This window comes from Carboxydocella sp. JDF658 (assembly GCF_002049395.1).
GTDB lineage: Bacteria > Bacillota.
Genome location: NZ_BDLR01000003.1, coordinates 1 through 24,079 on the forward strand (window position 1 = coordinate 1; position 24,079 = coordinate 24,079).

Here is a 24,079-nt window from a genome sequence, read left to right on the forward strand (position 1 = left end):
CCCGTCCGGGTGGAACTCCCGGGCCGAGGTCCCCTGTCGCCCTGCCCCGCGGGGGCAAATCAAGTATTCGGAAAGGAGGCGAAATCCTGGTCTGGGGGCCGACTTGGCTGGAGATAAAAACAGTCAAGTTTTTTGAACCAGGGCGAGAATATGAAGATGCTGGTGGGACTGGGCAATCCCGGCCCGCAATATGAATTGACCCGGCATAATGTCGGTTTTCTGGTGATTGATGCCCTCGCTGATAAGGTAGGGGTTAGCAGTTTCAAGCAGCAGGCCGGCGCGCTGGTAGCTTCGGTAAATTATCAGGGGGAAAAATTGCTGCTGGTCAAGCCTCAGACCTACATGAACCTGAGCGGCCAGGCCGTAGGGGAACTGGCCCGTTATTATAAAATTCCGGCTCAAGATGTGCTGGTTATCTATGATGATATGGATAACCCGTTTGGCCAGCTACGCTTGAGGGCCAGGGGGAGTTCTGGCGGCCATAATGGGATCAAGTCGATTATCAGCCATTTGGGGACGGAGGAGTTTCCCCGCCTCAAGGTGGGGATTGGCCGGCCGCGGCCAGGCCAGAGTGCTGCCGATTATGTCCTGGAGCCTTTTAGTAACGAGGAACGGGCGGCACTGGGGCGCATAATTCCCGCTGCGGTAGATCGGGTGTTGTCGGTGGTGGACAAGGGGATAGTGGCGGCGATGAATGAGTTTAATGGGAAGAGGGTTTGTTAGAGTATTTTGCAGTTAGGTAGGGAAAGGAAAATGAGGCTGGATATTATCTTGAAAACCAAAGACAAAGAAGTTCTATTACCTTTTAATTATCAGTATCAGATAACTTCGTTTATTTATGAGATGGTTGCAAAATCATCACCTGATTATGCTACTAAACTTCATGATGAGGGATTTGGAGAAAAGAGATTTAAATTTTTTACCTTTTCTCAAATTGTAGCAAGAAAGAAGAAAATTGTTTCTGATGGTGTTTGGCTATTTGGCGAGTTTGTCTTGAAAATAAGTTCACCTCTTTACGATTTTTTATTTCACTTGTTAAATGGGCTTTATAAACAAAATAATATCAAGATTGGTAGAGAAATCTTTTTGATTAAAGATATTTTACTTTATGAAAATCCAGTAATTAAATCGGGAATGAATTTTGTCTGTCTGTCACCTATTGTGGTAAGCACAATAAAAGATGACTTTTCTACACCTTACTATATTAGATATACAGAGGAACCCGAGTTGTTTAATGAAAAATTACGCCAAAATCTTATCAGAAAATATCAAACATATTATGGACGGGCGCCGGCGGCAGATAATTTACAAATTGTTTTTGATCAAGAATACCTTCAGAGACATAAGGGTACCAAGCTAATTCATTATCGTGATCAAAAAATCCTGGGTTATTTGGCTCCCTTTACTATTTATGGGTCTGATGAACTAATTACTTTTGGTTATGATACAGGTTTTGGAGAGAAAAACAGTATGGGTTTTGGGTTTGTAGAGCTGAGGAAAAGATAAAAAAAGCCCCGAAAATCTTCTTCTAAGAGGATTTCGGGGATTTTTTTTATGAATTTTATTACATAAAAAGGAAAATAAGATGGAATGTAGAAAATAAATATATAAAAAATGGTTCCAAGGTGAAATTATGCAAAATTACTTAATGGAGCTTGAGTTGGGTGGGCTTGAAATTAATTACTATTTTGTGTGTAAGAGAAAACTCTGGCTTTACTCCAGATATATTAGGCAAGAAACTAATCATGATCGTGTAGAACTAGGGCAATTTATTCATGAAGAGTCATACCGGAGGCAAAAAAAAGAAATCGAAATCGGATCCATAAAAGTAGATTTACTTCAAGATGGGGCAATATGTGAAATAAAATTATCATCCAGGATGGAAGAAGCTCATTTGTGGCAATTATACTATTATCTTTATTATTTAAAAAAGCAAGGCTTTAATCAGGTGAAAGGAGTGCTTTTATTTCCTAAAGAAAGGAGAAAAAAAGAGGTGATTTTGACCCAGGAGGTAGAAAAGGAACTAAAAAAAATTATCGCTCAAATTATCACAATAAAGAAGGAAGAATTACCACCTGAAAAACTGAATAAACGTAGTTTTTGCACTAAATGTGCATACTTTGAGTTTTGTTACGCCTAAGAGAGGAGGTGATCCGTGATGAAATATTTCACTTATACCGGCAATCCCTTTATTGATACGGGATTGAATGTTGTTTTATCCTGGCATAACAAAAAAGCTCCAGAAGAACTAATAGTTGAGGACCTGGAAAAAATGATTGAGATTTCTGCCAGACTTTATGGCAGCGAAAAATGGCTGAAAAATCTTTATTCTGTTTTTCCCAATAACCCCTTTACCAATCCTTCAATTAAAAATAAGGAATCTAGATACCTGGAATTCATGAATGATTTAAAAAATAATATTAAACCGTTAGATACTGGACGTGGTTGTGTTGGTTGTGGCAAACGTGAACCATACAAAAAATTTACTAAGACAGATATACCACTTACAGGTACAAAGGATTTGAGAAATTTATTTCCGGCGGCTGAGGCAGGAGAGAGTTATTGCGCTCTTTGTGCTATGCTTATTCAGTTTATGCCAATGGCTTTATTTGCTTGTGGTGGACGATTCATGCTAGTTCACTCGGCAAATTCAGAAATAAATGGAATATATGTCCGGCGATGTTTAAAAGAAATAAAGCAACAAATAGCTTTGGGGGATATGTCAGGTGTCTTTGACCAGGGTTATAAAAAACCGATAAATGCTCTTTTTTTCCTTGCTGAAGAAATTGTCAGGGATATTAATGATTTTTTTGATGAACCGGTAATGGTAAGAATTTATAGTTTCACAAACTATAACCAATCGCCGGATTTAAATATTTATGATTTACCGGCTCCTGTTTTTTATTTCATTGTGCAAGCACAGAGGAAAGGTTTTACACAGGATTGGAATGAGCTGAAAAACAAAGGATATATAGGAAAAAAAGCAGAAAATACCAGTAAGGAAAAACGCAAAAACCTTAATAACGAAGTCTTATTAAAGCTGTTAAATGAGGAGAGCGTTGTACCATATTTTTTAAACATAAGCACACGATCTATTGTTGGAAATTTTGAATTTTTATCCTTATATTTGAAGGAGGTGAGGAGATATATGCAGAGAAGAATTGAATCAATAAAAAGATTAGGAGATGAACTGGCGATATTTATCCGGGAAAATAATGACCAAAGAAGACTTTATCTTTTAGAAACAGTAGACAAGTTTGATGACTTTAGAAATCAGCTGCGGATAATTTATCGTAAGCGTTTAGACATGGGAATTTCCACACCACTATTTACAGTTGATGAATATGTGGAAAATCTTTTTCCTGATGGCCCAGTGAACTGGAGAGAAACCAGAGATCTAATACTTTTCAGGATATACGAAACTTTATCAGGCTGGCTGGCAGAAAATGCAGGGGAAGAAAATGAGGAGGAGGAAGAAGAATGAGAAAACATTGTCTTGGTTTTGTGTTGATTGATGCACCTCATTCAGCACTGAACAATGCTGGTACGGATGAAGGGGCGAGAACGGAAAATACTATTGCAGTTAAAAAAATAAAAAAAGGGCGAGAAGTTTATCCGTATGTATCTGCCCAGGCGTGGAGATACTGGTGGCGAGAAGTATTAGGCAGTAAATTTAATTGGACAATGTCACCGATTGCCCGAGAATCTAAAACAGCTTTTACAGAAAATAATCCTTTGAAATATTATGATGATGATGTATTCGGGTATATGCGGGCAGAAAAAAAGGAGACCTTTACCAGAGTGTCACCTTTGAAATGTTCGCCTTTAGTTTCAGTTGTGCCATTTAAACCTGTTGATGATTTCGGGGTTATGGCCCGCCAAGAAGGGGATCCTGTGCCTTATGAGCATCAATTTTATTCTACTGTTCTAAAAGGAATTTTTGCCCTTGACCTCGATAGTGTAGGTCGCTTTACTACTGTTAATAAGACTGGTTTTAAAAATATTAGCAAAGAACTGTTACAAAAAGCCCATGATTTTAATGCTCAAGTAGTGGATGGAGAAGCTATTCTTACAGCACAAGAGCGAGCCAAACGGGCAAAAGAAACTTTGTTAGCTCTGGCCTATTTATTTGGTGGAGCCAAGCAAACATTAAATTTAACAGATGTATCCCCAAAATTCATCATTTTACTTATCCTGGATGGAGGAAATCATCTGCTGATGAATGTTACAGGGGAAAAAGAAGGAAAACCCATAATTAACTTTGATTATTTAGAAGAGGTTTTATTGGATTATCAGGATAGTATTGTTTCCAACGTATATATAGGCAAGGCCAGTGGCTTTCTGGATGAAGTAGATTTGAATAGATTTAAAGCTCGTATGGCAGAGAAAGGCTTTGCGCGTATAGAGATAGGTACAGTTAAACAGATGATTGAAAGTTTTGCGGACGAAGTTGAAAAATATTATCTGGAGAGATAACGATGAAGGTCTTAAAAGTAATAATTAAGGGAATTACGGCATCCTTTCGCTATCCCCTTTTTATCAGCGGTTATCAGCCAACGCTGTCAGTTCCTCCTCTTTCTACAGTTCTAGGATTGCTTTCTGCAGCAGCTGGGAAAGTAATAGATCAGGTTGATTTTGGTCTGGCTTATAATTTCACTTATGAAGCCCGGGCAGTTGATCTGGAAACAGCGTATGAAATAGGTGACAACCTATCTTTTAAGACCAATGTATGGCGCAGAGAATTTCTTTTTCATCCAGAACTTACGTTATATGTTACAGATTTAGAACTTCGTCCAATTTTTGAAAAACCTGTTTTTCAGTTATTACTAGGGAGAAGCCAGGATTTGGCTCAAGTTGCAAAGATTGAAGAAATTGAACTTATACAAACATCTAAAGCTATATTAAAGGGGTGTATTGTTCCTGCTGATACACCAGGAGCTATAGGGCCATTGGTCTCTTTGCCAGTAATGTTTGATAGCCATTTTCCTCGAAAAAGATTAAAAGCTGATAAATTCATTATTGTCGACCGGGAATGCCAGATTGAATACGAGCGTAATCTTTATATTGATTTGGCTGAAAGCAGAGGAGTGTTCTTGTATGAACCAGAATATTTTAGCCAAGCCGGATGAAAGTTTGCAAGAACATACTCATAAAGTCCTAAAAGTTTTACGTAACTTAATGAATGTTTATAGAAATGCCCCGGTTTATACCGGGGATATCCTTTTTTACAAAAAACTTTTCTGGGCAGCATTTTTACATGATTTCGGTAAAGGGGCTCTTGGATTTCAAAAACAACTCACGGAAAAAAAGCGTTGGGGCTTCCGTCACGAGCTTTTATCAACGGCATTTTTGAATTTTTTACCGTTTTCCGATAAAGATAAAGAAGATATTGCCTTATGGATAGCGACACATCATAAAGATCTATTTTTATTACGGGAAAGATATCTAGATAAAGAAGTTTTAAATAAACGTTTTGAAGAAATAAAACCCTATATGGATGATTTGTTTAAATTATTACAATATGGTGGTCAACTTTATTATGAAGTTTTTGGGGAAAAGGTTGATTTTGTAGAAAAAGAATTAGTAGAAGTATCAAGTATTGTTAGCATTATTTTGAAACAAATAAGAAAAATAAAATTTGTTGATGATATATCAATAAAAGATAAAATGTTAGGTTTTTTAGGCAGAGGCTTTTTGATTGCAGCTGATCATCTAGCATCGGCTGGTAAAACATATATTGAAAGATTTTCATCTCCTTCAGAGGTTTATAAATTTTCTAACTTGTTTTCTACACAGAAGTACTGCCAAAATTACAGAGATAATTTATTACTTATTGCTCCTACAGGTTCCGGTAAAACAGAAGCGGCGTTATTTTGGAGTGAAGCTAATCAAAGTGAAGGAAATGGGGATCGAGTATTTTATATACTACCCTATACTGCTAGCATCAATGCGATGTATGAACGCCTAGCCAAGGATTTTGGCGAAAAAAAGGTCGGTTTTTTACATGGAAAAGCAGCTTATTATCTCTACAAAAAATTAAATGAGGATGATTTAAAGAAAATACGCGATCTTAAAGATTTGAATCATAAGATATTTAAACCAATAAAAATTATGACGCCATTTCAGTTAATAAAAACGTTTTTTGGCATTAAAGGTTTTGAAATGAATTTAGCTGAGTTGCTAGAAGCTAAAATTATTATAGATGAGGTACATGCGTATGATCCCCGTACCATTGCTTTATTACTTTCATCTTTAAGGTACTTACAGAAAAACTTTAATGTGCGTATTTTAGTAATGTCAGCGACTATTCCAAGATTTTTAAAAGAGCTCATCATGCAAAAACTTACTATTAATCAAGAAATTTCTTTAACCCCGAATGAGTGGAACAGATTTACGCGCCATCGTGTAAATATTTTGCAAGGAGATATATTTGGTCACCTTGCCTTAATTAGAAAGCATATAGAACAGGGGAAAAAAGTACTAGTAATTTTAAATACAGTAAAAAGGGCTCAAGAAGTTTATCAATTATTTTTTGATATTCCCTGTCATAAAAAACTTTTACATGGCAGATTTATTCAACGGGATCGGGAGGCTATTGAAAAAGAGATATCTAAACTTGGTTTATTAGTAGCTACCCAGGCGGTGGAGGTTTCGCTGGATATTGATTATGATCTTCTATTTACAGAACCAGCTCCATTAGATGCCCTTTTGCAACGTTTTGGCAGAGTGAACAGAAGAGGTAAAAAAGGTATTGCTGATGTTTTTGTGTTTTCTAAAGGAAGTCGAGAAGACAAATATATATATCAGCCGGAATTAGTAAATAGAAGTATTGAGGTTTTAGAAAAAGTAGATATATTACAGGAAGTGAAAGTTCAGGAAATGATTGATTATGTTTATGAAAATGGTTTTAACCAAAAAGCACAGAGTCTTTATGATGAAGTTGAAACTAATATGAATAGTTTATTAGATAGTTTATATCCATTTATAGTTTCTGAAGAAAACGAGGAACGATTTTATCAGCTTTTTAATTCTATCGATATTGTACCGGAACGTTTTTATGGGGAATATATAGATCTAATTGAAAAGGAAAAATATTTTGAAGCAATGGGATATATAGCCAGCGTGAATTTTGGTCAATTTATTAAGTTGAAAAAACAGGGGCTTATTTATCAAAAGGAAGACACACTGATAACAAGTTGCCGCTATGATGATGAAATAGGACTAGTAATAGATGAACCGGAAAGGGTTTTGGAAAACTTTTTCTAGGGGGATATCTTTTATGAATAGAACTATTTATATATTTAACAATGGTAGATTGAAAAGAAAAGATAACACATTATATTTTGAAACTGAAGAAAATAAAAAACCTTTGCCAATAGAAAATATAGAAAGTATATATTTTTTTGGTGAGATAGATTTAAACACTAAAGCCGTTAACTTTTTGGCACAAAATAACATAAGTTTGCATTTTTTCAACTACTACGGGTTTTATACGGGCAGTTTTATACCAAGGGAGTATTTAAATTCTGGATACCTCCTGGTGAAACAGGTAGAACACTATCTTGACCGGGAAAAAAGAATGGTTTTAGCAAAGGAAATAGTTGAAGCTGCATCGGACAATATTTTAAGAAATTTATATTATTACAAAAATCGCGGTTATGATTTGGAACATGAAATTTCAGGTATAACAATCTTAAAGAAAGAGATCAATAAAACAAAAGAACCAGAAGAGCTAATGGCAATAGAAGGGAACATACGACAGTATTACTATCGTGCTTTCCCAATAATAACCGGATACGAAATGGAGAAAAGAGTAAAAAGACCGCCAGACAATATCTTGAATACATTAATTTCATTTGGAAATACCGTTTTTTATACTACAGTTTTATCTCAAATATATCATACTCAATTAAATCCAACTATAAGCTACCTACACGAACCAGGTCAAAGAAGGTTTTCACTGGCTTTAGATCTAAGTGAAATTTTTAAACCAATAATTGTGGATAGAGTGATTTTTACGGTTTTGAACCGCAATATAGTTACCGAAGACGACTTTAATGTTGAAGAAGGTTACTGTTTTTTAAAAGAAAAGGGTAAAAAAGCTTTTTTACAAACCTATGAGGAGAAACTAAGAACAACAATAGAGCATAGAACCCTTAAACGCCATGTATCATATCGCACTTTAGTAAAATTGGAGGCCTATCGATTGATCAAACATCTCATTGGTGATGAAAAATATAAAGGGTTTAGAGCGTGGTGGTAATATGTATATAGTCATTGTTTATGATATTGGAGAAAAAAGAGTTGCGAAGGTATGCAAGTTTTTAAGGAAATATCTTTATTGGGTACAAAACTCTGTATTTGAAGGAGACTTGACAGAAAGTCAATTTGAAAAAGTAAAACATGGATTAAAAAAATTAATAAAAGAAGATGAAGATATGGTGTTGTACTATGTTTTTTCCACTCCTAAATGGGTTGAAAGAGGAATTTTAGGTAAAGAGAAAAATCCCATTGATGCTTTTTTGTAAATACAGCAGGAAAAGAAGGGAGAGGTATAGAATAGATATATGTGTAAATTAATTGTTATCGTCGCTACCCCAGCATAATTACATTATTATAGGTAGACGACATTTTTGGCTTACTAACCATCCTGAAAGCCTTATTTTTTCTGGCTTTCAGGATGGGTCTTAATAGAACCATTGTGGGATGGAAACGAAACTGTGGGGTAAGTGTCTATCCTATCGGGTACAGTCTTAATAGAACCATTGTGGGATGGAAACAAAAAATTTGCCAGCTTCATTACAGTCTCAAAATCGGTCTTAATAGAACCATTGTGGGATGGAAACCAAGGTACACGTCTAACCTTGTACCCCGCCCGCTGGTCTTAATAGAACCATTGTGGGATGGAAACGGCTGACAGAGCGCTTGCCTCACATGCAAGAGGTCAGTCTTAATAGAACCATTGTGGGATGGAAACGCAAACTCTCTTCCTGATCCTGCTTTTTCACTTCACCGTCTTAATAGAACCATTGTGGGATGGAAACGGGATAAAATGTAATTGTATCCCACCTCAACTCAATTGGTCTTAATAGAACCATTGTGGGATGGAAACGACAGTATTGCACTGCTAGACATATGTTTGAAAAGCGGAGTCTTAATAGAACCATTGTGGGATGGAAACGTCGTAAATCGGATAAAAGTTATAGACTTTATCCGAAACGTCTTAATAGAACCATTGTGGGATGGAAACGTATCTCAAATGGCTGGGCAAGTGCCGAAAAGAGGGTCTTAATAGAACCATTGTGGGATGGAAACTGTCACGCCTGCCAGAGAGCCGCAGGTCCGCAATTGGCGTCTTAATAGAACCATTGTGGGATGGAAACGATATTATATCATCACAACTGAGGACGAGCTGGAAGGTCTTAATAGAACCATTGTGGGATGGAAACTTATTTCTTTTAATTAGTTCGGGAATAACCCTTTTTACAGTCTTAATAGAACCATTGTGGGATGGAAACCGCTTTTATCCCCAGAGCGGCAGCCCTGTTTGCAAGCGGTCTTAATAGAACCATTGTGGGATGGAAACACAGTTTGGCATAAAGGTTGCCAAACCGGAGCGAACGGTCTTAATAGAACCATTGTGGGATGGAAACGCAGATAGAAGGCTGGCTGGCTCAAGGGAAAACGGTCTTAATAGAACCATTGTGGGATGGAAACGGAAATGACCAAGAGGAACATTCAGGCAACAGAAAGGCAAGTCTTAATAGAACCATTGTGGGATGGAAACGAGTCATGGCAACAGGCGGGTCGTACTTTTGTCTTTCTAGTCTTAATAGAACCATTGTGGGATGGAAACCCGACAAGTTCTTCATTGGGTAATACCAGCGTCCCGGTCTTAATAGAACCATTGTGGGATGGAAACTTCATACTCGGCAATTGCACCTCGCATACTGTAGAAGGTCTTAATAGAACCATTGTGGGATGGAAACGGGCCGGGGGCTATTTCACCCAGCCCTATCCGGCCTGTCTTAATAGAACCATTGTGGGATGGAAACTACTCGTTTAGGACCTGCCTTACAATCTCCTGCTCACCGTCTTAATAGAACCATTGTGGGATGGAAACCCGCAGAGCTAATAGCAAATCAATTAGAAGTATTAGCGTCTTAATAGAACCATTGTGGGATGGAAACTAGGTAATTGCTTCATTATTTAATTTCTTATCTTCCGTCTTAATAGAACCATTGTGGGATGGAAACGGTCGCTGATGATAACATAGGCATGCACTGGTTTCTGTGTCTTAATAGAACCATTGTGGGATGGAAACGCCTTGTAAAGCAGTTCGGCATTGGTCATGGTAAATTGGTCTTAATAGAACCATTGTGGGATGGAAACACTTTCTCTACGATTAAAGCAATACTCACAATAGTGTCTTAATAGAACCATTGTGGGATGGAAACGGCATTGTTATGCGATATAGTTCGTCCACTAAAAAGTCTTAATAGAACCATTGTGGGATGGAAACGATGCAAAATCTAACATGGCTTTTTCTTTATGTTCGTCTTAATAGAACCATTGTGGGATGGAAACGAACTTCAAAAGTAGGTTGTCTTTTACCAGACTCTATTGTCTTAATAGAACCATTGTGGGATGGAAACCCAATAGCATTGAACTGTTTTAGCAAGGTGTACAAATGTCTTAATAGAACCATTGTGGGATGGAAACGTTTTATGGATATTGGAAAGCATATCAAAAAACTTAGTCTTAATAGAACCATTGTGGGATGGAAACATCGAAGTCTCACGTTTACGTGGGAGGTTGATGTAGAAGTCTTAATAGAACCATTGTGGGATGGAAACTACTTTCGCAGATTTCAAAAACTGGTGCGGCTCATCGTCTTAATAGAACCATTGTGGGATGGAAACATGGCGAACCGCATCGCTGGCGAGCTGGGCAAAAAGGTCTTAATAGAACCATTGTGGGATGGAAACATGAGCGCAAGAGAGGCGCAGGGGCTACTAAAAAACGTCTTAATAGAACCATTGTGGGATGGAAACAACAAAATCGCTTCACATTCTATTTTTCTTATCTGTCTGTCTTAATAGAACCATTGTGGGATGGAAACATCTTTCAAAATGTCAATTGTTTTCAGCATTTTAACGTCTTAATAGAACCATTGTGGGATGGAAACTCTGGTATGATTACCTTCGTATATGCTTATAATTTAAGTCTTAATAGAACCATTGTGGGATGGAAACAGCATCAGGCCAAGTGTGACCAGCTTGGTCTTTTCTGTCTTAATAGAACCATTGTGGGATGGAAACGTTTCCTGGGATGGTCGGAAGTACTGCCCGTCAAAGTCTTAATAGAACCATTGTGGGATGGAAACCTTGGCTGCATCTTCGGGTGGGTCCACCGGGAGACGTCTTAATAGAACCATTGTGGGATGGAAACAGGAGGTTGACAGCAATGAAATGCGGTGCTTGCGGGTCTTAATAGAACCATTGTGGGATGGAAACGTGTCGCTGTCTTCCGGTCGTGGCATGGCTTGCACAGTCTTAATAGAACCATTGTGGGATGGAAACTTTGCAGGGGAAAAGGTTGTCCATCCTTAAACCAAGTCTTAATAGAACCATTGTGGGATGGAAACCTTCTTTAAGTGTTCTTCTGCTGTCATTCCACACTCAACAGTCTTAATAGAACCATTGTGGGATGGAAACGTATCAGGAAAAACATATACTTACTATGTTGAGATCAGTCTTAATAGAACCATTGTGGGATGGAAACATCTAAAAAGACTTGAAATTTCTGTCTATACCATTCGTCTTAATAGAACCATTGTGGGATGGAAACTCACATACCCATTCATTGTCAATGTTTATATCCATGTCTTAATAGAACCATTGTGGGATGGAAACGTGTAGGTTGCATTAGCACCTAAAGCAGTCGTGCTATGTCTTAATAGAACCATTGTGGGATGGAAACCTTTTTCTTTATCAGCGTAAAAAGCTGTTCTTGCTTCGTCTTAATAGAACCATTGTGGGATGGAAACGTGTAGGTTGCATTAGCACCTAAAGCAGTCGTGCTATGTCTTAATAGAACCATTGTGGGATGGAAACCAGGTTAGCCCCCCGCAGGTTAGCCTCCTCTAAGTTAGGTCTTAATAGAACCATTGTGGGATGGAAACTTAATAAAACCAGTGTATTTTCGTCCTCCGGCAATGTCTTAATAGAACCATTGTGGGATGGAAACGCTTGTTCACCCAATACCTCGATAGTCTCTGTGATTGTCTTAATAGAACCATTGTGGGATGGAAACCTCAATAGCTGCTAAAAGCAAAAGGAGGTATGTAAAGTCTTAATAGAACCATTGTGGGATGGAAACTAGTAACATCTCTTTTGCATGCTCAATAGTGGCTTTATGTCTTAATAGAACCATTGTGGGATGGAAACCTGTAACTTCGTAACTTGTCGAAAACGACTATAAAGTGTCTTAATAGAACCATTGTGGGATGGAAACTTCCCTCTAGGAGGTAAATATATAATTATTCCAAGGGTCTTAATAGAACCATTGTGGGATGGAAACTATGGAGATCACAGAGGAACTCACAAAAGAAGAAGTCGTCTTAATAGAACCATTGTGGGATGGAAACTCAAAGAAAATCAACCAGCTGCCAACCTCCCCTCTTCCGTCTTAATAGAACCATTGTGGGATGGAAACTTATATCAAGATGGTTGAGGATGAGGAAGCTGATGAAGTCTTAATAGAACCATTGTGGGATGGAAACTTATTTCATCCGGTAATGTTTCAGGTACATCCAGGGAGTCTTAATAGAACCATTGTGGGATGGAAACATTGGTGCAGGCACATTGGGCGCAATGCACTGCAGAGTCTTAATAGAACCATTGTGGGATGGAAACACTGTTACCTTTGTATTTTGCTTCGGCAGCCTTATCTGTCTTAATAGAACCATTGTGGGATGGAAACGCACGAAGTCCGGTTCCGGCATCTTGCCCCTCTTCCGCGTCTTAATAGAACCATTGTGGGATGGAAACCAGAAAGATATGTTATTGCCAGACTGGATATGGGGGGTCTTAATAGAACCATTGTGGGATGGAAACGTAGCGGATTTCCTCTTTCTTTTCCTCGAAAAATCCGTCTTAATAGAACCATTGTGGGATGGAAACAGCTTTGCTGTTGTGTATCTGTGGCTCTGCACCGTATGTCTTAATAGAACCATTGTGGGATGGAAACGGTAAAATATGTTGAGGGGAATACGTTTTTGCAAATGGTCTTAATAGAACCATTGTGGGATGGAAACTGTGGTTAACATATCTTGCAAAGTCTCGCTGGTATCTGTCTTAATAGAACCATTGTGGGATGGAAACGGCAAACTGGTCCATGTACCCAAGCTTCAAAATCACTAGTCTTAATAGAACCATTGTGGGATGGAAACTTTACCAACAATTTTACCTTCGTTGTACTTTGCTAAATTGCGTCTTAATAGAACCATTGTGGGATGGAAACGTTATCAAATTGAAATTTATCGACAAAGAAAAATTCAGTCTTAATAGAACCATTGTGGGATGGAAACGCAATTCAAACTCCCCTGCCTGTTTTTTTACAATATGTCTTAATAGAACCATTGTGGGATGGAAACTAAAGTCGGTTGGCAAGAGCATACCGCTAAAACAATAGTCTTAATAGAACCATTGTGGGATGGAAACTTCGTTTTCAGGTACTTATTGTTGGGCTATTATGTCGTCTTAATAGAACCATTGTGGGATGGAAACTTACGCCCAAATTTTCAGCTACCGCTTGAGCAGTTTGTCTTAATAGAACCATTGTGGGATGGAAACGAATATGGCGAATAGGACGCATGGCAGCAAGATAAGTCTTAATAGAACCATTGTGGGATGGAAACAATTGAAGCTGAAGCGGGCAACATACAGGCACATTGGTCTTAATAGAACCATTGTGGGATGGAAACATATTATAGCGTTTATGGAAACAAATCATTGTACCTAGTCTTAATAGAACCATTGTGGGATGGAAACTCGCCGTAAGCAATTGCACCAGCGCCGAAAATATAGGGTCTTAATAGAACCATTGTGGGATGGAAACATTGTCCAGGCACTCATGAACTAAATCATAATAAGGTCTTAATAGAACCATTGTGGGATGGAAACCAAGCTGGGGTTTCTTAAGATGTGTTTCAGGAGAACGTCTTAATAGAACCATTGTGGGATGGAAACGAAGGAATAGCTATACATGTCGACCGTGGAGGAGGCGTCTTAATAGAACCATTGTGGGATGGAAACGACGCGCAGTACAATGCAGGCGTCTGGCTTATTAATGTCTTAATAGAACCATTGTGGGATGGAAACGAAGATCTACCGGACCGCATCTGCATTTTGGGATTAAGTCTTAATAGAACCATTGTGGGATGGAAACTGAAAATTGCTGGTTATAGGGGGGTAATACCCTCTGAGTCTTAATAGAACCATTGTGGGATGGAAACTCATCACGGGACACGACGGCCACGGTATGCAGTTAAGTCTTAATAGAACCATTGTGGGATGGAAACGAGCAAAGACAGCTACTGACTGCTTTCCTCAAAAGGTCTTAATAGAACCATTGTGGGATGGAAACGAGTTTCCCAAACCACTGGGATAGCCTCACCTATATTGTCTTAATAGAACCATTGTGGGATGGAAACCTGGGCATGCTTGTCCAACCTCAGCCTGCAGAAGTGGTCTTAATAGAACCATTGTGGGATGGAAACTATACTTGTTATCCCTGTACTCTGTGGGGATGCCGAGTCTTAATAGAACCATTGTGGGATGGAAACGTTAATAAATTCGTTATCAGTTCGAGCAATCAGTTGCGGTCTTAATAGAACCATTGTGGGATGGAAACCAATCGGACGTTCCCGCTCTATCCTGTCCCTCACCAGTCTTAATAGAACCATTGTGGGATGGAAACCTACTGCCCACGACTCCCCAGTTTAACTGCATACCGGTCTTAATAGAACCATTGTGGGATGGAAACCCCCCCCTAACGACCCCCCACCGACATATTGTTGGCCGTCTTAATAGAACCATTGTGGGATGGAAACATGCGTGTATGTATCCACTTGTCCAGGCTCATTTGCCTGCAAGGTCTTAATAGAACCATTGTGGGATGGAAACTTGTTCGTTTTCGAACCGGACGGCATACTCAGCACCAGTCTTAATAGAACCATTGTGGGATAGAAACTGACTGAACTTCTGCCGATGTCCAGCCCTACTAGCATGGTCTTAATAGAACCATTGTGGGATGGAAACTTCTTCTTTGGTGTTTGGTTTTAGGACAACCTCTCCCGTCTTAATAGAACCATTGTGGGATGGAAACCAGTTTCTGTTGCCAGCGTTCATGACCGCCCGCAAGTCTTAATAGAACCATTGTGGGATGGAAACGCAACATATCAAAGCGTCCAGCCCTTGCATCAGCCAGCGTCTTAATAGAACCATTGTGGGATGGAAACGCTGCTGACGGTTCTGGGGTCTTGGTTGGTCAGGGCCGACATGTCTTAATAGAACCATTGTGGGATGGAAACTTAGAATTGTAGGCTATTTTAAACAATTCACTGATAAAGTCTTAATAGAACCATTGTGGGATGGAAACGGCACTACGGCCCTCTTGTAACGTTTGGTGTTTCTGCGTCTTAATAGAACCATTGTGGGATGGAAACAAGCAATTTCAGACAAAGGGGACGGTTCCTTTCGTCTAAAAATTTATTTTGTAAGGAGAGGGTGTTTCATGAAGATAGTTAAAATGAAGGATGTAATAAAATGTTTGGTGATGTTATAGCTTTAGACAATGTAAATTTAGAAATAGAGGAAGGAGAAATTTACGGTCTATTGGGGCGTAATGGGGCAGGTAAGACAACAGCTATAAGCATAATCTGCGGCTTGCTCAATTTTGATAGAGGAAAGGTGTATGTTTTTGATAAAAATATACGCAAAGAACCGGAATTCATAAAGAAGAGTATAGGTATTGTGCCGTCTTTTTCTTAGGTGGAAGATTGGATTCGCAACGAATTCTGCGAATAGTAGAGGGGCTGACAGTAATCCCCTCATGCTCGGATAGTAATTGGGCTAAATGATGCTCATTTGATAAAGCATGTGCCGGTTTTCGCCCGCGGTTTTTATGGATAATTCCGGTTTCTCCCTCCTCCAAGATTCTTTGTAACGCTTCAATTCTTTTTTGCTCATAGTGATTCTCTCCTGTCCCATAGTGACATTTTCTCAGAAGCGTTACAATATGACAATATCACAGACGTACGACAAAACTGGCCGAAACATTGAATGGTACTCATGTTTAACCGTGCCACTCATCGGACATAATGTAAACAAGAGTCCAGAAGGAGGATAGGGCATGGAATTGGTCGCCGCATGCCTGGCAGCACTAGTAGCCGTCCTCTTTAATCGCCGGGTTCAAGCAGAGACCGGCTGGCAAATTGCAGTCATAACCGCCCCACTAATCGAAGAATTAGCCAAAACCGGTTTCGCTAAAATCCTATCAGCCCAGGTATTACCCGTGCACCTCTACTTCGGCCTCATTGAAGCAATCTACGATGCCTGGGCCAAACCTGAGCGCCATCTTCTGCCGGCCCTGCTCAGCCTGCTCAGCCACGGCTTTTTCGGCTATCTCACTGTCAAAAGCGGCATCCTTGCTGCCCTGTTCGCCCATTTCTCCTGGAACGGTCTGATCTGGTACATGCAGAGGAGGAGGCAAAATGCGGGTAATATATTATTGTGAATTGTGTCAGGAAATCGTGGATGAATGGGAAATAGCCTTGACTGAGCCTGACAACCCATCTATAATGGAAATGCATATGGAACCAACCCTTTGTCCTGATTGCATGACAGCAATGGGTAAGGACGAAGGCTGGTTAGGCCAAATCAAGTACAATTACCTGCACTGATTTGTGCCAAATTGCACTTTCATAGTGGGGGAAGGAGAAGAGCAAATGACCAGAGGGCTGGTCGGGCCCTTGCTTCAGGCGAAAGAACTCCAGGATTTGTGGCGGGATTTAGGAGTAAAGAAAAAAACCGCCCTGGTCTATGGAGTAAGCGGAGCGGTGTCTGCTTCATTACTGGCGGCCTGGTACCGTTTGCGGCAGCAACCTCTGCTAGCCATAGTAAGGGATCTGGCTGATGCAAAACGTCTATGTGATGACTTGAGCACATTTTTGCCGGAAGAGGAGATTTTACTCTATCCGGCCCAGGAAATGTTACCATGGGACATTGAAGCCAGTAGCCGGGAGTTATTAACTGCCCGGCTAAAAGTGCTGGGCGCGCTGGCCAGAGGGCGCACCCCACTGATAGTGGCTCCCGTTGCTGCTTTAAGCCGGGCGGTCACACCACCGGAGCAATTCAAAAATTATCTGGTTACCCTGAACAAAGGCCAGGAAATAGAGCCGACCGCCCTGGCGGCTCAACTTCTCCAGATGGGTTATGAACGGGTATCCCAGGTGGAAGTAGCAGGGCAATTCAGCTGGCGCGGAGGAATTGTCGATATTTTTCCGGCCTCGGCCAGTGAACCGGTGCGCCTGGAATTTTTTGATGTAGAAATTGATTCCTTGCGCCTTTTTGACCCGGTGAGCCAGCGCTCTTTGCGGGAAATAGAGCAGGCGGAGATTCTGCCGGCCAGGGATTATTTTGCCACTGCTGCTGACTGGCAACAGGCAGCCAGGGTGCTGGAAAAAGAGTACCAGAATTTGCGCAAAAAACTGATCGGGCTTCAACAGAGGGAAGCAGTGGGGCGTTTGGATCAGAAGCTGAAGGATTTGCTGAGCCGGCTCAAGGAGGGCCTGATTCCTGCTGGTCTGGATGCCTTCGCCGCCTATGTAATGCCAGAAAAAGCTACCCTGCTGGACTACTTGCCGACCGGGGCGCTGATAGCCGTCGAAGATCCCAACCGGGTCAGGGAAAAGGCGCTGGCCTGGGATGATGAGCGTGGAGAAACCTTTGCCAGCTGGCTGGAACGGGGTATGGCTTTGCCCGGGCAGGAAGCTTTATATTTCAGCTGGGAAGATATATGGCGGCAGTTGACAGGAAGGCCTTTGCTGGGCCTGGCCCTTTTGCCCAGGGAGCAAACAGGCTGGCGGCCCGAACTTCTGTTAAACCTGAACAGCCGGACGGCGCCCCTGTATCAGGGAAATCTGGAAGAATTGACCCGCGACTTAAAAAATTACAAACGTCAGGGCTATGCCGTCGCCCTGCTTACAACCCATACCCAGCGCAGCCAGCAGTTGCTGGATTTATTGAAAGAGGCGGAGATTGAAGCTGTATATTTAGGCCGATTGCAGCAGGAATTTCGGACTGGAAATATCGTTATCACCCGGGGGGAACTTTCAGCCGGTTTTGAGTTTCCCCAGAGCAAAATCCTGATTTTAACGGAGAGAGAGCTTTTTGGCCAGAGCAAAAAGGGCAGAAAAGCCCGGGAAATTAAGCCTGCTGGCGGCCAGAAAATCAGCGCTTTTACCGACCTCAAGATCGGGGATTATGTAGTTCATGTCAATCACGGGATCGGGGTGTATGAAGGGGTTGAACAGCTGAGCGTTGGCGGTATTACCCGGGACTACCTGGTGGTAAGCTATGCCGGGGCCGATCGCCTCTATATCCCTACGGAACAGATTAGCCTGTTGCAAAAGTACATCGGTACTGATGGGCAAAAACCCAGGATCAGTAAACTGGGCGGGCAGGAATGGCAAAAAGCCAAGGCCAAAGCCAGAAGTGCGGTCAAAGAGATGGCCGAGGAGCTGATCAAGCTCTATGCTGCCCGCGAAGCCCTGAAGGGTTTTGTCTTTTCGCCGGATACCGTCTGGCAGCAGGAATTTGAACAGGCCTTTCCTTATGAGGAGACTCCGGACCAGTTGCAGGCTATTGCCGAAATCAAGGCCGATATGGAACGGCCCCGGCCCATGGATCGTCTCCTGTGCGGGGATGTGGGCTATGGCAAAACCGAAGTAGCTTTGCGGGCAGCCTTTAAAGCCGTAATGGACAACAAACAGGTAGCCATCCTGGTGCCGACCACCATCCTGGCCCAGCAGCATTACAATACCTGTCTGGAGAGGTTTCAGGGCTTTCCGGTTTCCATTGACCTGCTCAGCCGTTTTCGCAGTGCCCGGGAACAAAAAGCTACCTTAAAGAAACTGGCCAGTGGCCAGGTGGATATTATAATAGGTACTCATCGGCTGTTACAGGATGATGTAAAGTTCAGAGACCTGGGGCTGTTGATAGTCGATGAGGAACAGCGCTTTGGTGTTGCCCATAAGGAAAAACTGAAACAATTAAAACAGACGGTGGATGTCTTGACCTTAAGCGCAACCCCCATTCCCCGGACATTACACATGGCTCTGGCGGGGGTTAGGGATATGAGCTTGCTGGAAACCCCGCCGGAAGAAAGATATCCAGTACAGACCTTTGTGGTGGAATTCAATCCTCTGATGATCCGGGATGCTATCCTGCGGGAACTGGCCCGCGGGGGACAGGTCTATTTTGTTCACAACCGCATTGAAGACATGGATCGCATCTTTACCTTCCTGACCCAGCTGGTACCCGAGGCCCGCATAGCAATTGGACATGGACAGATGAGGGAAGATGAGCTGGAAAAGGTCATGCTGGATTTTCTCAACCAGGAATATGATGTTCTGCTCTGTACTACCATTATTGAAACCGGTCTGGATATTCCCAATGTTAATACCATCATTATCGATAATGCTGATACCATGGGTCTGGCCCAGCTCTATCAGCTGCGGGGCCGGGTGGGACGCAGTAATCGTATGGCCTATGCCTATTTAACCTATCGCAAGGATAAGGTATTGACGGAAATTGCGGAAAAAAGGTTGCAGACATTACGGGAGTTTACCGAGCTGGGTTCCGGGTTCAAGATAGCCATGCGGGATCTGGAAATCAGGGGGGCCGGCAATTTACTGGGGCCGGAGCAACATGGTCATATTATGGCCATAGGTTTTGACCTTTACACTCAGATGCTGGAGGAAGCGATACGTGAGTTAAAAGGAGAAATCAAGGAAGAACCGCTGGAAACTACTGTGGAAATTGCAATAGATGCCTATCTGCCTGCAGACTACATCGAAGATGGTGCGGTAAAAATGGAGATTTACCGCAAAATCATGCTCTGCCGCACGGAAGAACAATTACTGGATTTGTCGGATGAGCTGGTAGACCGTTTTGGTGATCCGCCTTTACCGGTGGTCAACCTGTTGACTATTGCCAGAATAAAAATTCTAGGCCAGGAAGCAGGCATTACCTATATCGGCAAACAACAGGAACATTTAATTATCAAGCTGGCACCTGATGCTCCTTTGGAGCCGGTCAAGATCCTGAGGTTACCGGGAAAGATTCGGGGGCTGAATATTGTCGGGGGTGCGGAGCCGGTTATAAGAGTGCCCTGGTCCAAACGGGACCCGGGGCTGAACTGGGTGGAAAAAATTATCAGGGAAATAAAATACTGTGGAATTGGTTCCGAGAATTTGGTATAATAAAAACAGTTTTCAGAAAGGGGATGTGATGGAATGTACAAACTGAAAAAACTGGTTGCGTCCGTACTGACCGCTGCCATGCTGGCCCTGGTAGCCGGTTGCGGTAGCAATGCGGTAGCTACGGTTAATGGGGAGGATATCACCAAGGAACAGTTTGAACGCCGCCTGGAAAAAATGAAAGCGGTATACAAGCAAAATGGAGCTAATTTTGACACCGAACAGGGTAAAGCTATGTTAAAGGCGATCCAGAAGCAGGTATTAGATGGCATGATCGAAGAAACTATCCTGTTGCAGGAAGCCAAAAAACAAGGGGTACTGCCTTCTGATGCCGATGTGCAGAAACGGGTAGAAGAGACCATCAAGAAATTTGAATCCAAAGAAAAATTCCTGGAAGCCCTGAAGAATTATAACATGGATGAAAAGGAATTTGCGGAGTGGACTAAACAAAACCTGGCTCTGGATGCTCTGTATAACAAGGTAACTGCTAACATCAAGGTAACTGATGAGGAAATCAAGAAATATTATGAAGAAAACAAGGAACAGTTCAAGCAACCGGAACAGGTACGAGCCCGTCATATCCTGATCAAATTTGATACCCAGCAGGAAAAAGTAGGCCGGACTGAGGAACAGGCCAAGAAAATGGCCCAGGACCTGATCAAGGAACTGGAGAAAGGTGCTGACTTTGCCAAACTGGCTAAAGAAAAGTCTGAAGACCCAGGCTCTAAAGACAATGGTGGCGAATACACCTTTAGCCGTGGTCAGATGGTTCAGGAATTTGAAGATGCGGCTTTCTCTCTGAAACCGGGCAGCTTTACCAAGGAACCGGTAAAGACCCAGTATGGTTATCATATTATTAAGGTAGAAGAACGCATCCCTGCTAAAGAACGGACTTTTGAAGAAGTTAAAGGGGAACTGGCCCTGCAATTGCCCATGCAAAAGAAACAGGAAGCTTTCGCCAAATATACTGCTGAGTTGAAGAGCAAGGCCAAAATCGAGATTAAGGACAAGGAGCTGGCCGCATCCCCGGCCCCTGCTCCCAGCAACGGTAGCCAGTTACCTCCGGGCCATCCCAGTACTTCCGGTGGTAGCAGCAGCGCACCCCAGCCTGTTAAACCGGCGCAATAACGAAGTTCGAAGTTCGAGGTACGAGCTTCGAGATGCAAAGAATTGGAATGCTAGGGTAGGCAGTTTAGAAGCGAGTATAACAAGGCACCGGAGGCGTACTGGAAGTACGTCGAGGATGCCGCAGCGACAGCTGACGCAGTAATACGAAGCCTATAATCGGCTGAGCATAAGAAGTCTGACAATTTTGGTAGCATAATTCCCTTCCCGCCGATAAATACTAACAGTGACAAAAAAATTGTCAGTTGGTATAAAGGAGGGAAGGGAATTGTCATGAAAGCAACAGGAATAGTTCGTCGGATTGATGACCTGGGACGGGTGGTAATACCGAAGGAAATCCGCCGCACTTTAAGGATCAGGGAAGGCGATCCGCTGGAGATTTTTGTCGATCGGGATGGAGAAGTGATCCTGAAAAAATATTCCCCCATTGGGGAACTGGGTGATTTCGCCCGGGAGTATGCCGAATCTCTGCATGAAGCAGTCGGCCATATCTGTTGCATTACTGACCGGGACAATGTCATTGCCGTAGCTGGAGGCTCTAAGAAAGAGTTTATGAATAAACCCATCGGTCCCGCAGTGGAAAAGGCGATGGAAGAAAGGAAAGCGGTTATTATCAATAACCCGGGTGAACATCCCCATTGCCTGGGTTGTCCTGTGGATGATGAAGATGACACCTGCAAGTTTACAGCGGAAGTAATAGCACCCATTATAGCTGAAGGGGATCAGATCGGCGCAGTGTTGATTCTCTCTAAAGACCCCAATGTCAGGATGGGAGAACTGGAACTAAAGCTGGCTGAGACTGCAGCGGGCTTTTTGGCCAAACAAATGGAACAGTGAAGCTGGCGGGTAGTATGCCTGAGGTATACTACCCTTTATTTTGACCGACTGGAGGAGGACGGAGGATGGCAGAAATATATATTGTCGGCCTTGGTCCCGGTGATGAGCAAACTTTCCCTCTGGGCAACTGGCAGTTGCTCAAGGGCTTTACCGGGCCGATAATTTTCCGTACATATAGACATCCTATTGTTGACTGGTTAAAACAACAGGGTATTACAGGCGCTAGCTGTGACCATTTTTATGAAGAAGCTGAGGATTTTGCTGCCGTATATGAAAAAATCGTACAGGAGCTGGTTGGACAAGCAACACAAAAGGGGCAGCTGGCTTATTGTGTACCCGGGCATCCACTGGTGGCAGAGACCAGTGTGCAATGGTTGCTGAAGCGCTGTGAGTCAGAGGGGATAACAGTCAGGATATTGCCGGCCATGAGTTTTCTGGATGCTATTTATGCAGCCCTGAAAATAGACCCGGCGCAAGGGGGGCTACAAATAATTGACGCTTTAGCGCTGGCCCAAACCCGGATCAATCCCAGAAATGGCCTGCTTCTGCTGCAGGTATATAACCAGCTGGTTGCTTCTGAGACTAAACTAACTTTGATGGAATTTTACCCGGATGAATATCCAGTTACAGTTATCCGGGGGGCAGGATTGGCTGACGAAAAAAAGGTAGTCATACCCCTGTATGAACTGGATCGTTTGCCCTGGATTGATCATCTCACCAGTATCTATTTAGCCCCCAATCCGGAGGGGAAACCTGAATTCGGCCATTATGCCCTGGAACCCCTGGCGACGGTTATGGAAAAATTGCGTTCAGAGCAGGGATGTCCCTGGGACCGGGAGCAAACCCATCAAAGCTTGAAACCTTTTTTAATTGAAGAAGCCTATGAAGTTTTAGAGGCCATCGACAACCAGGATATGGAGGCGCTTTGTGAAGAACTGGGGGATGTGCTGTTACAGGTGGTTTTTCATACACAAATTGCCCGTGAACATGAATATTTTGATTTAAATGATGTCATAATGGTAATAACTGAGAAAATGATCCGCCGCCATCCCCATGTCTTTGCCGATACACAGGTGGCTGATAGCAGAGAGGTGATACGTAACTGGGAACAGATCAAGGCCCAGGAAAAGAAGGAACAGGGCAAAGAGGAGAAATCGCTACTAGCGGGTGTTCCCAGATCCCTGCCGGCCTTGCTGCAGGCATATAAACTGCAGGCTAAAGCAGCCAAGGTGGGCTTTGACTGGGATAACTGGCGAGGAGCCTGGGACAAGGTTCAGGAGGAATTGCGGGAACTGGGACAGGTTTTAGATGACCGGCAAAAACGACAGGAGGAGCTGGGTGACCTGCTCTTCGCTCTGGTCAATCTGGCGCGCTTTTTCGACATTGATCCCGAGGAGGCACTAAAAGGAACTTGTAGTAAATTTCGCCGTCGCTTTGCCTTTATCGAGCAAACGGTAAGGGAGCGGGGCCAGAAGCTGGAGGAGCTGGCTCTGGCGGAATTAGACAAAATATGGGAACTGGCTAAAAACCATGAAAATATTTCTAAAAAAAATGGGTAAAAAGCAGGAAAAT

The 24,079-nt window shown here is 42.3% G+C and carries 16 protein-coding genes and 1 CRISPR repeat array; all 16 genes read left to right on the forward strand.

The window, feature by feature from the left end; all coding sequences use genetic code 11:
* The first annotated feature begins 150 nt into the window (after positions 1-150).
* The 16 genes from pth to mazG all read left to right on the forward strand — a co-directional run bounded on the left by pth (position 151) and on the right by mazG (position 24,066).
* Positions 151-723 (forward strand): aminoacyl-tRNA hydrolase, encoded by a 573-nt coding sequence (gene pth, locus JDF658_RS00520; protein ID WP_079906167.1) that lies wholly within the window; start codon positions 151-153, stop codon positions 721-723.
* 30 nt (positions 724-753) lie between these two features.
* Positions 754-1,506: a CRISPR-associated endoribonuclease Cas6 gene (gene cas6 / locus JDF658_RS00525; RefSeq protein ID WP_079906141.1), complete on the forward strand. Its 753-nt coding sequence runs from the start codon at positions 754-756 to the stop codon at positions 1,504-1,506.
* 127 nt (positions 1,507-1,633) lie between these two features.
* A complete protein-coding gene (cas4, locus tag JDF658_RS00530; RefSeq protein WP_079906142.1) occupies positions 1,634-2,140 on the forward strand; it encodes a CRISPR-associated protein Cas4 in 507 nt (168 codons plus the stop codon).
* Positions 2,141-2,158: 18 nt separating this feature from the next.
* Positions 2,159-3,484, forward strand: coding sequence for a type I-B CRISPR-associated protein Cas8b1/Cst1 (gene cas8a1 / locus JDF658_RS00535; protein WP_079906143.1), 1,326 nt, complete (start codon positions 2,159-2,161; stop codon positions 3,482-3,484).
* On the forward strand, positions 3,481-4,476 hold the full coding sequence (gene cas7i / locus JDF658_RS00540) for a type I-B CRISPR-associated protein Cas7/Cst2/DevR (protein WP_079906144.1): 996 nt from the start codon (positions 3,481-3,483) through the stop codon (positions 4,474-4,476). The genes cas8a1 and cas7i overlap by 4 nt, the downstream gene beginning before the upstream one ends.
* Before the next feature lie 2 nt (positions 4,477-4,478).
* Positions 4,479-5,129, forward strand: coding sequence for a type I-B CRISPR-associated protein Cas5b (gene cas5b, locus JDF658_RS00545; RefSeq protein WP_079906145.1), 651 nt, complete (start codon positions 4,479-4,481; stop codon positions 5,127-5,129).
* Entirely contained in the window at positions 5,098-7,266 is a 2,169-nt protein-coding gene (locus tag JDF658_RS00550; RefSeq protein ID WP_079906146.1) for a CRISPR-associated helicase/endonuclease Cas3, read from the forward strand. Before cas5b ends, JDF658_RS00550 begins: the two co-directional genes overlap by 32 nt.
* Before the next feature lie 13 nt (positions 7,267-7,279).
* The gene (cas1b, locus tag JDF658_RS00555; RefSeq protein WP_079906147.1) at positions 7,280-8,263 is read left to right on the forward strand and encodes a type I-B CRISPR-associated endonuclease Cas1b; all 984 of its coding nucleotides are present in this window, start codon (positions 7,280-7,282) and stop codon (positions 8,261-8,263) included.
* Position 8,264: 1 nt separating this feature from the next.
* Positions 8,265-8,528, forward strand: a complete 264-nt coding sequence (cas2, locus tag JDF658_RS00560; RefSeq protein WP_079906148.1) for a CRISPR-associated endonuclease Cas2 — start codon at positions 8,265-8,267, stop codon at positions 8,526-8,528.
* Between the two features lie 156 nt (positions 8,529-8,684).
* A CRISPR array of direct repeats spans positions 8,685-15,730; the repeat unit is 30 nt; unit sequence GTCTTAATAGAACCATTGTGGGATGGAAAC.
* Between the two features lie 100 nt (positions 15,731-15,830).
* A complete protein-coding gene (locus tag JDF658_RS00565) occupies positions 15,831-16,055 on the forward strand; it encodes an ATP-binding cassette domain-containing protein (RefSeq protein ID WP_200805621.1) in 225 nt (74 codons plus the stop codon).
* A 361-nt stretch (positions 16,056-16,416) separates the two neighbouring features.
* A complete protein-coding gene (locus tag JDF658_RS00575; RefSeq protein ID WP_079906149.1) occupies positions 16,417-16,800 on the forward strand; it encodes a hypothetical protein in 384 nt (127 codons plus the stop codon).
* Positions 16,778-16,966 (forward strand): hypothetical protein, encoded by a 189-nt coding sequence (locus JDF658_RS00580; RefSeq protein ID WP_078666607.1) that lies wholly within the window; start codon positions 16,778-16,780, stop codon positions 16,964-16,966. Before JDF658_RS00575 ends, JDF658_RS00580 begins: the two co-directional genes overlap by 23 nt.
* A gap of 45 nt (positions 16,967-17,011) precedes the next feature.
* Positions 17,012-20,548: a transcription-repair coupling factor gene (gene mfd, locus JDF658_RS00585; protein WP_079906150.1), complete on the forward strand. Its 3,537-nt coding sequence runs from the start codon at positions 17,012-17,014 to the stop codon at positions 20,546-20,548.
* Positions 20,549-20,581: 33 nt separating this feature from the next.
* The gene (locus tag JDF658_RS00590; protein ID WP_079906151.1) at positions 20,582-21,673 is read left to right on the forward strand and encodes a peptidylprolyl isomerase; all 1,092 of its coding nucleotides are present in this window, start codon (positions 20,582-20,584) and stop codon (positions 21,671-21,673) included.
* A 270-nt stretch (positions 21,674-21,943) separates the two neighbouring features.
* The gene (gene spoVT, locus JDF658_RS00595; protein WP_078666604.1) at positions 21,944-22,507 is read left to right on the forward strand and encodes a stage V sporulation protein T; all 564 of its coding nucleotides are present in this window, start codon (positions 21,944-21,946) and stop codon (positions 22,505-22,507) included.
* A 65-nt stretch (positions 22,508-22,572) separates the two neighbouring features.
* Positions 22,573-24,066: a nucleoside triphosphate pyrophosphohydrolase gene (gene mazG, locus JDF658_RS00600; RefSeq protein ID WP_078666603.1), complete on the forward strand. Its 1,494-nt coding sequence runs from the start codon at positions 22,573-22,575 to the stop codon at positions 24,064-24,066.
* The last annotated feature ends 13 nt before the right edge of the window (positions 24,067-24,079 follow it).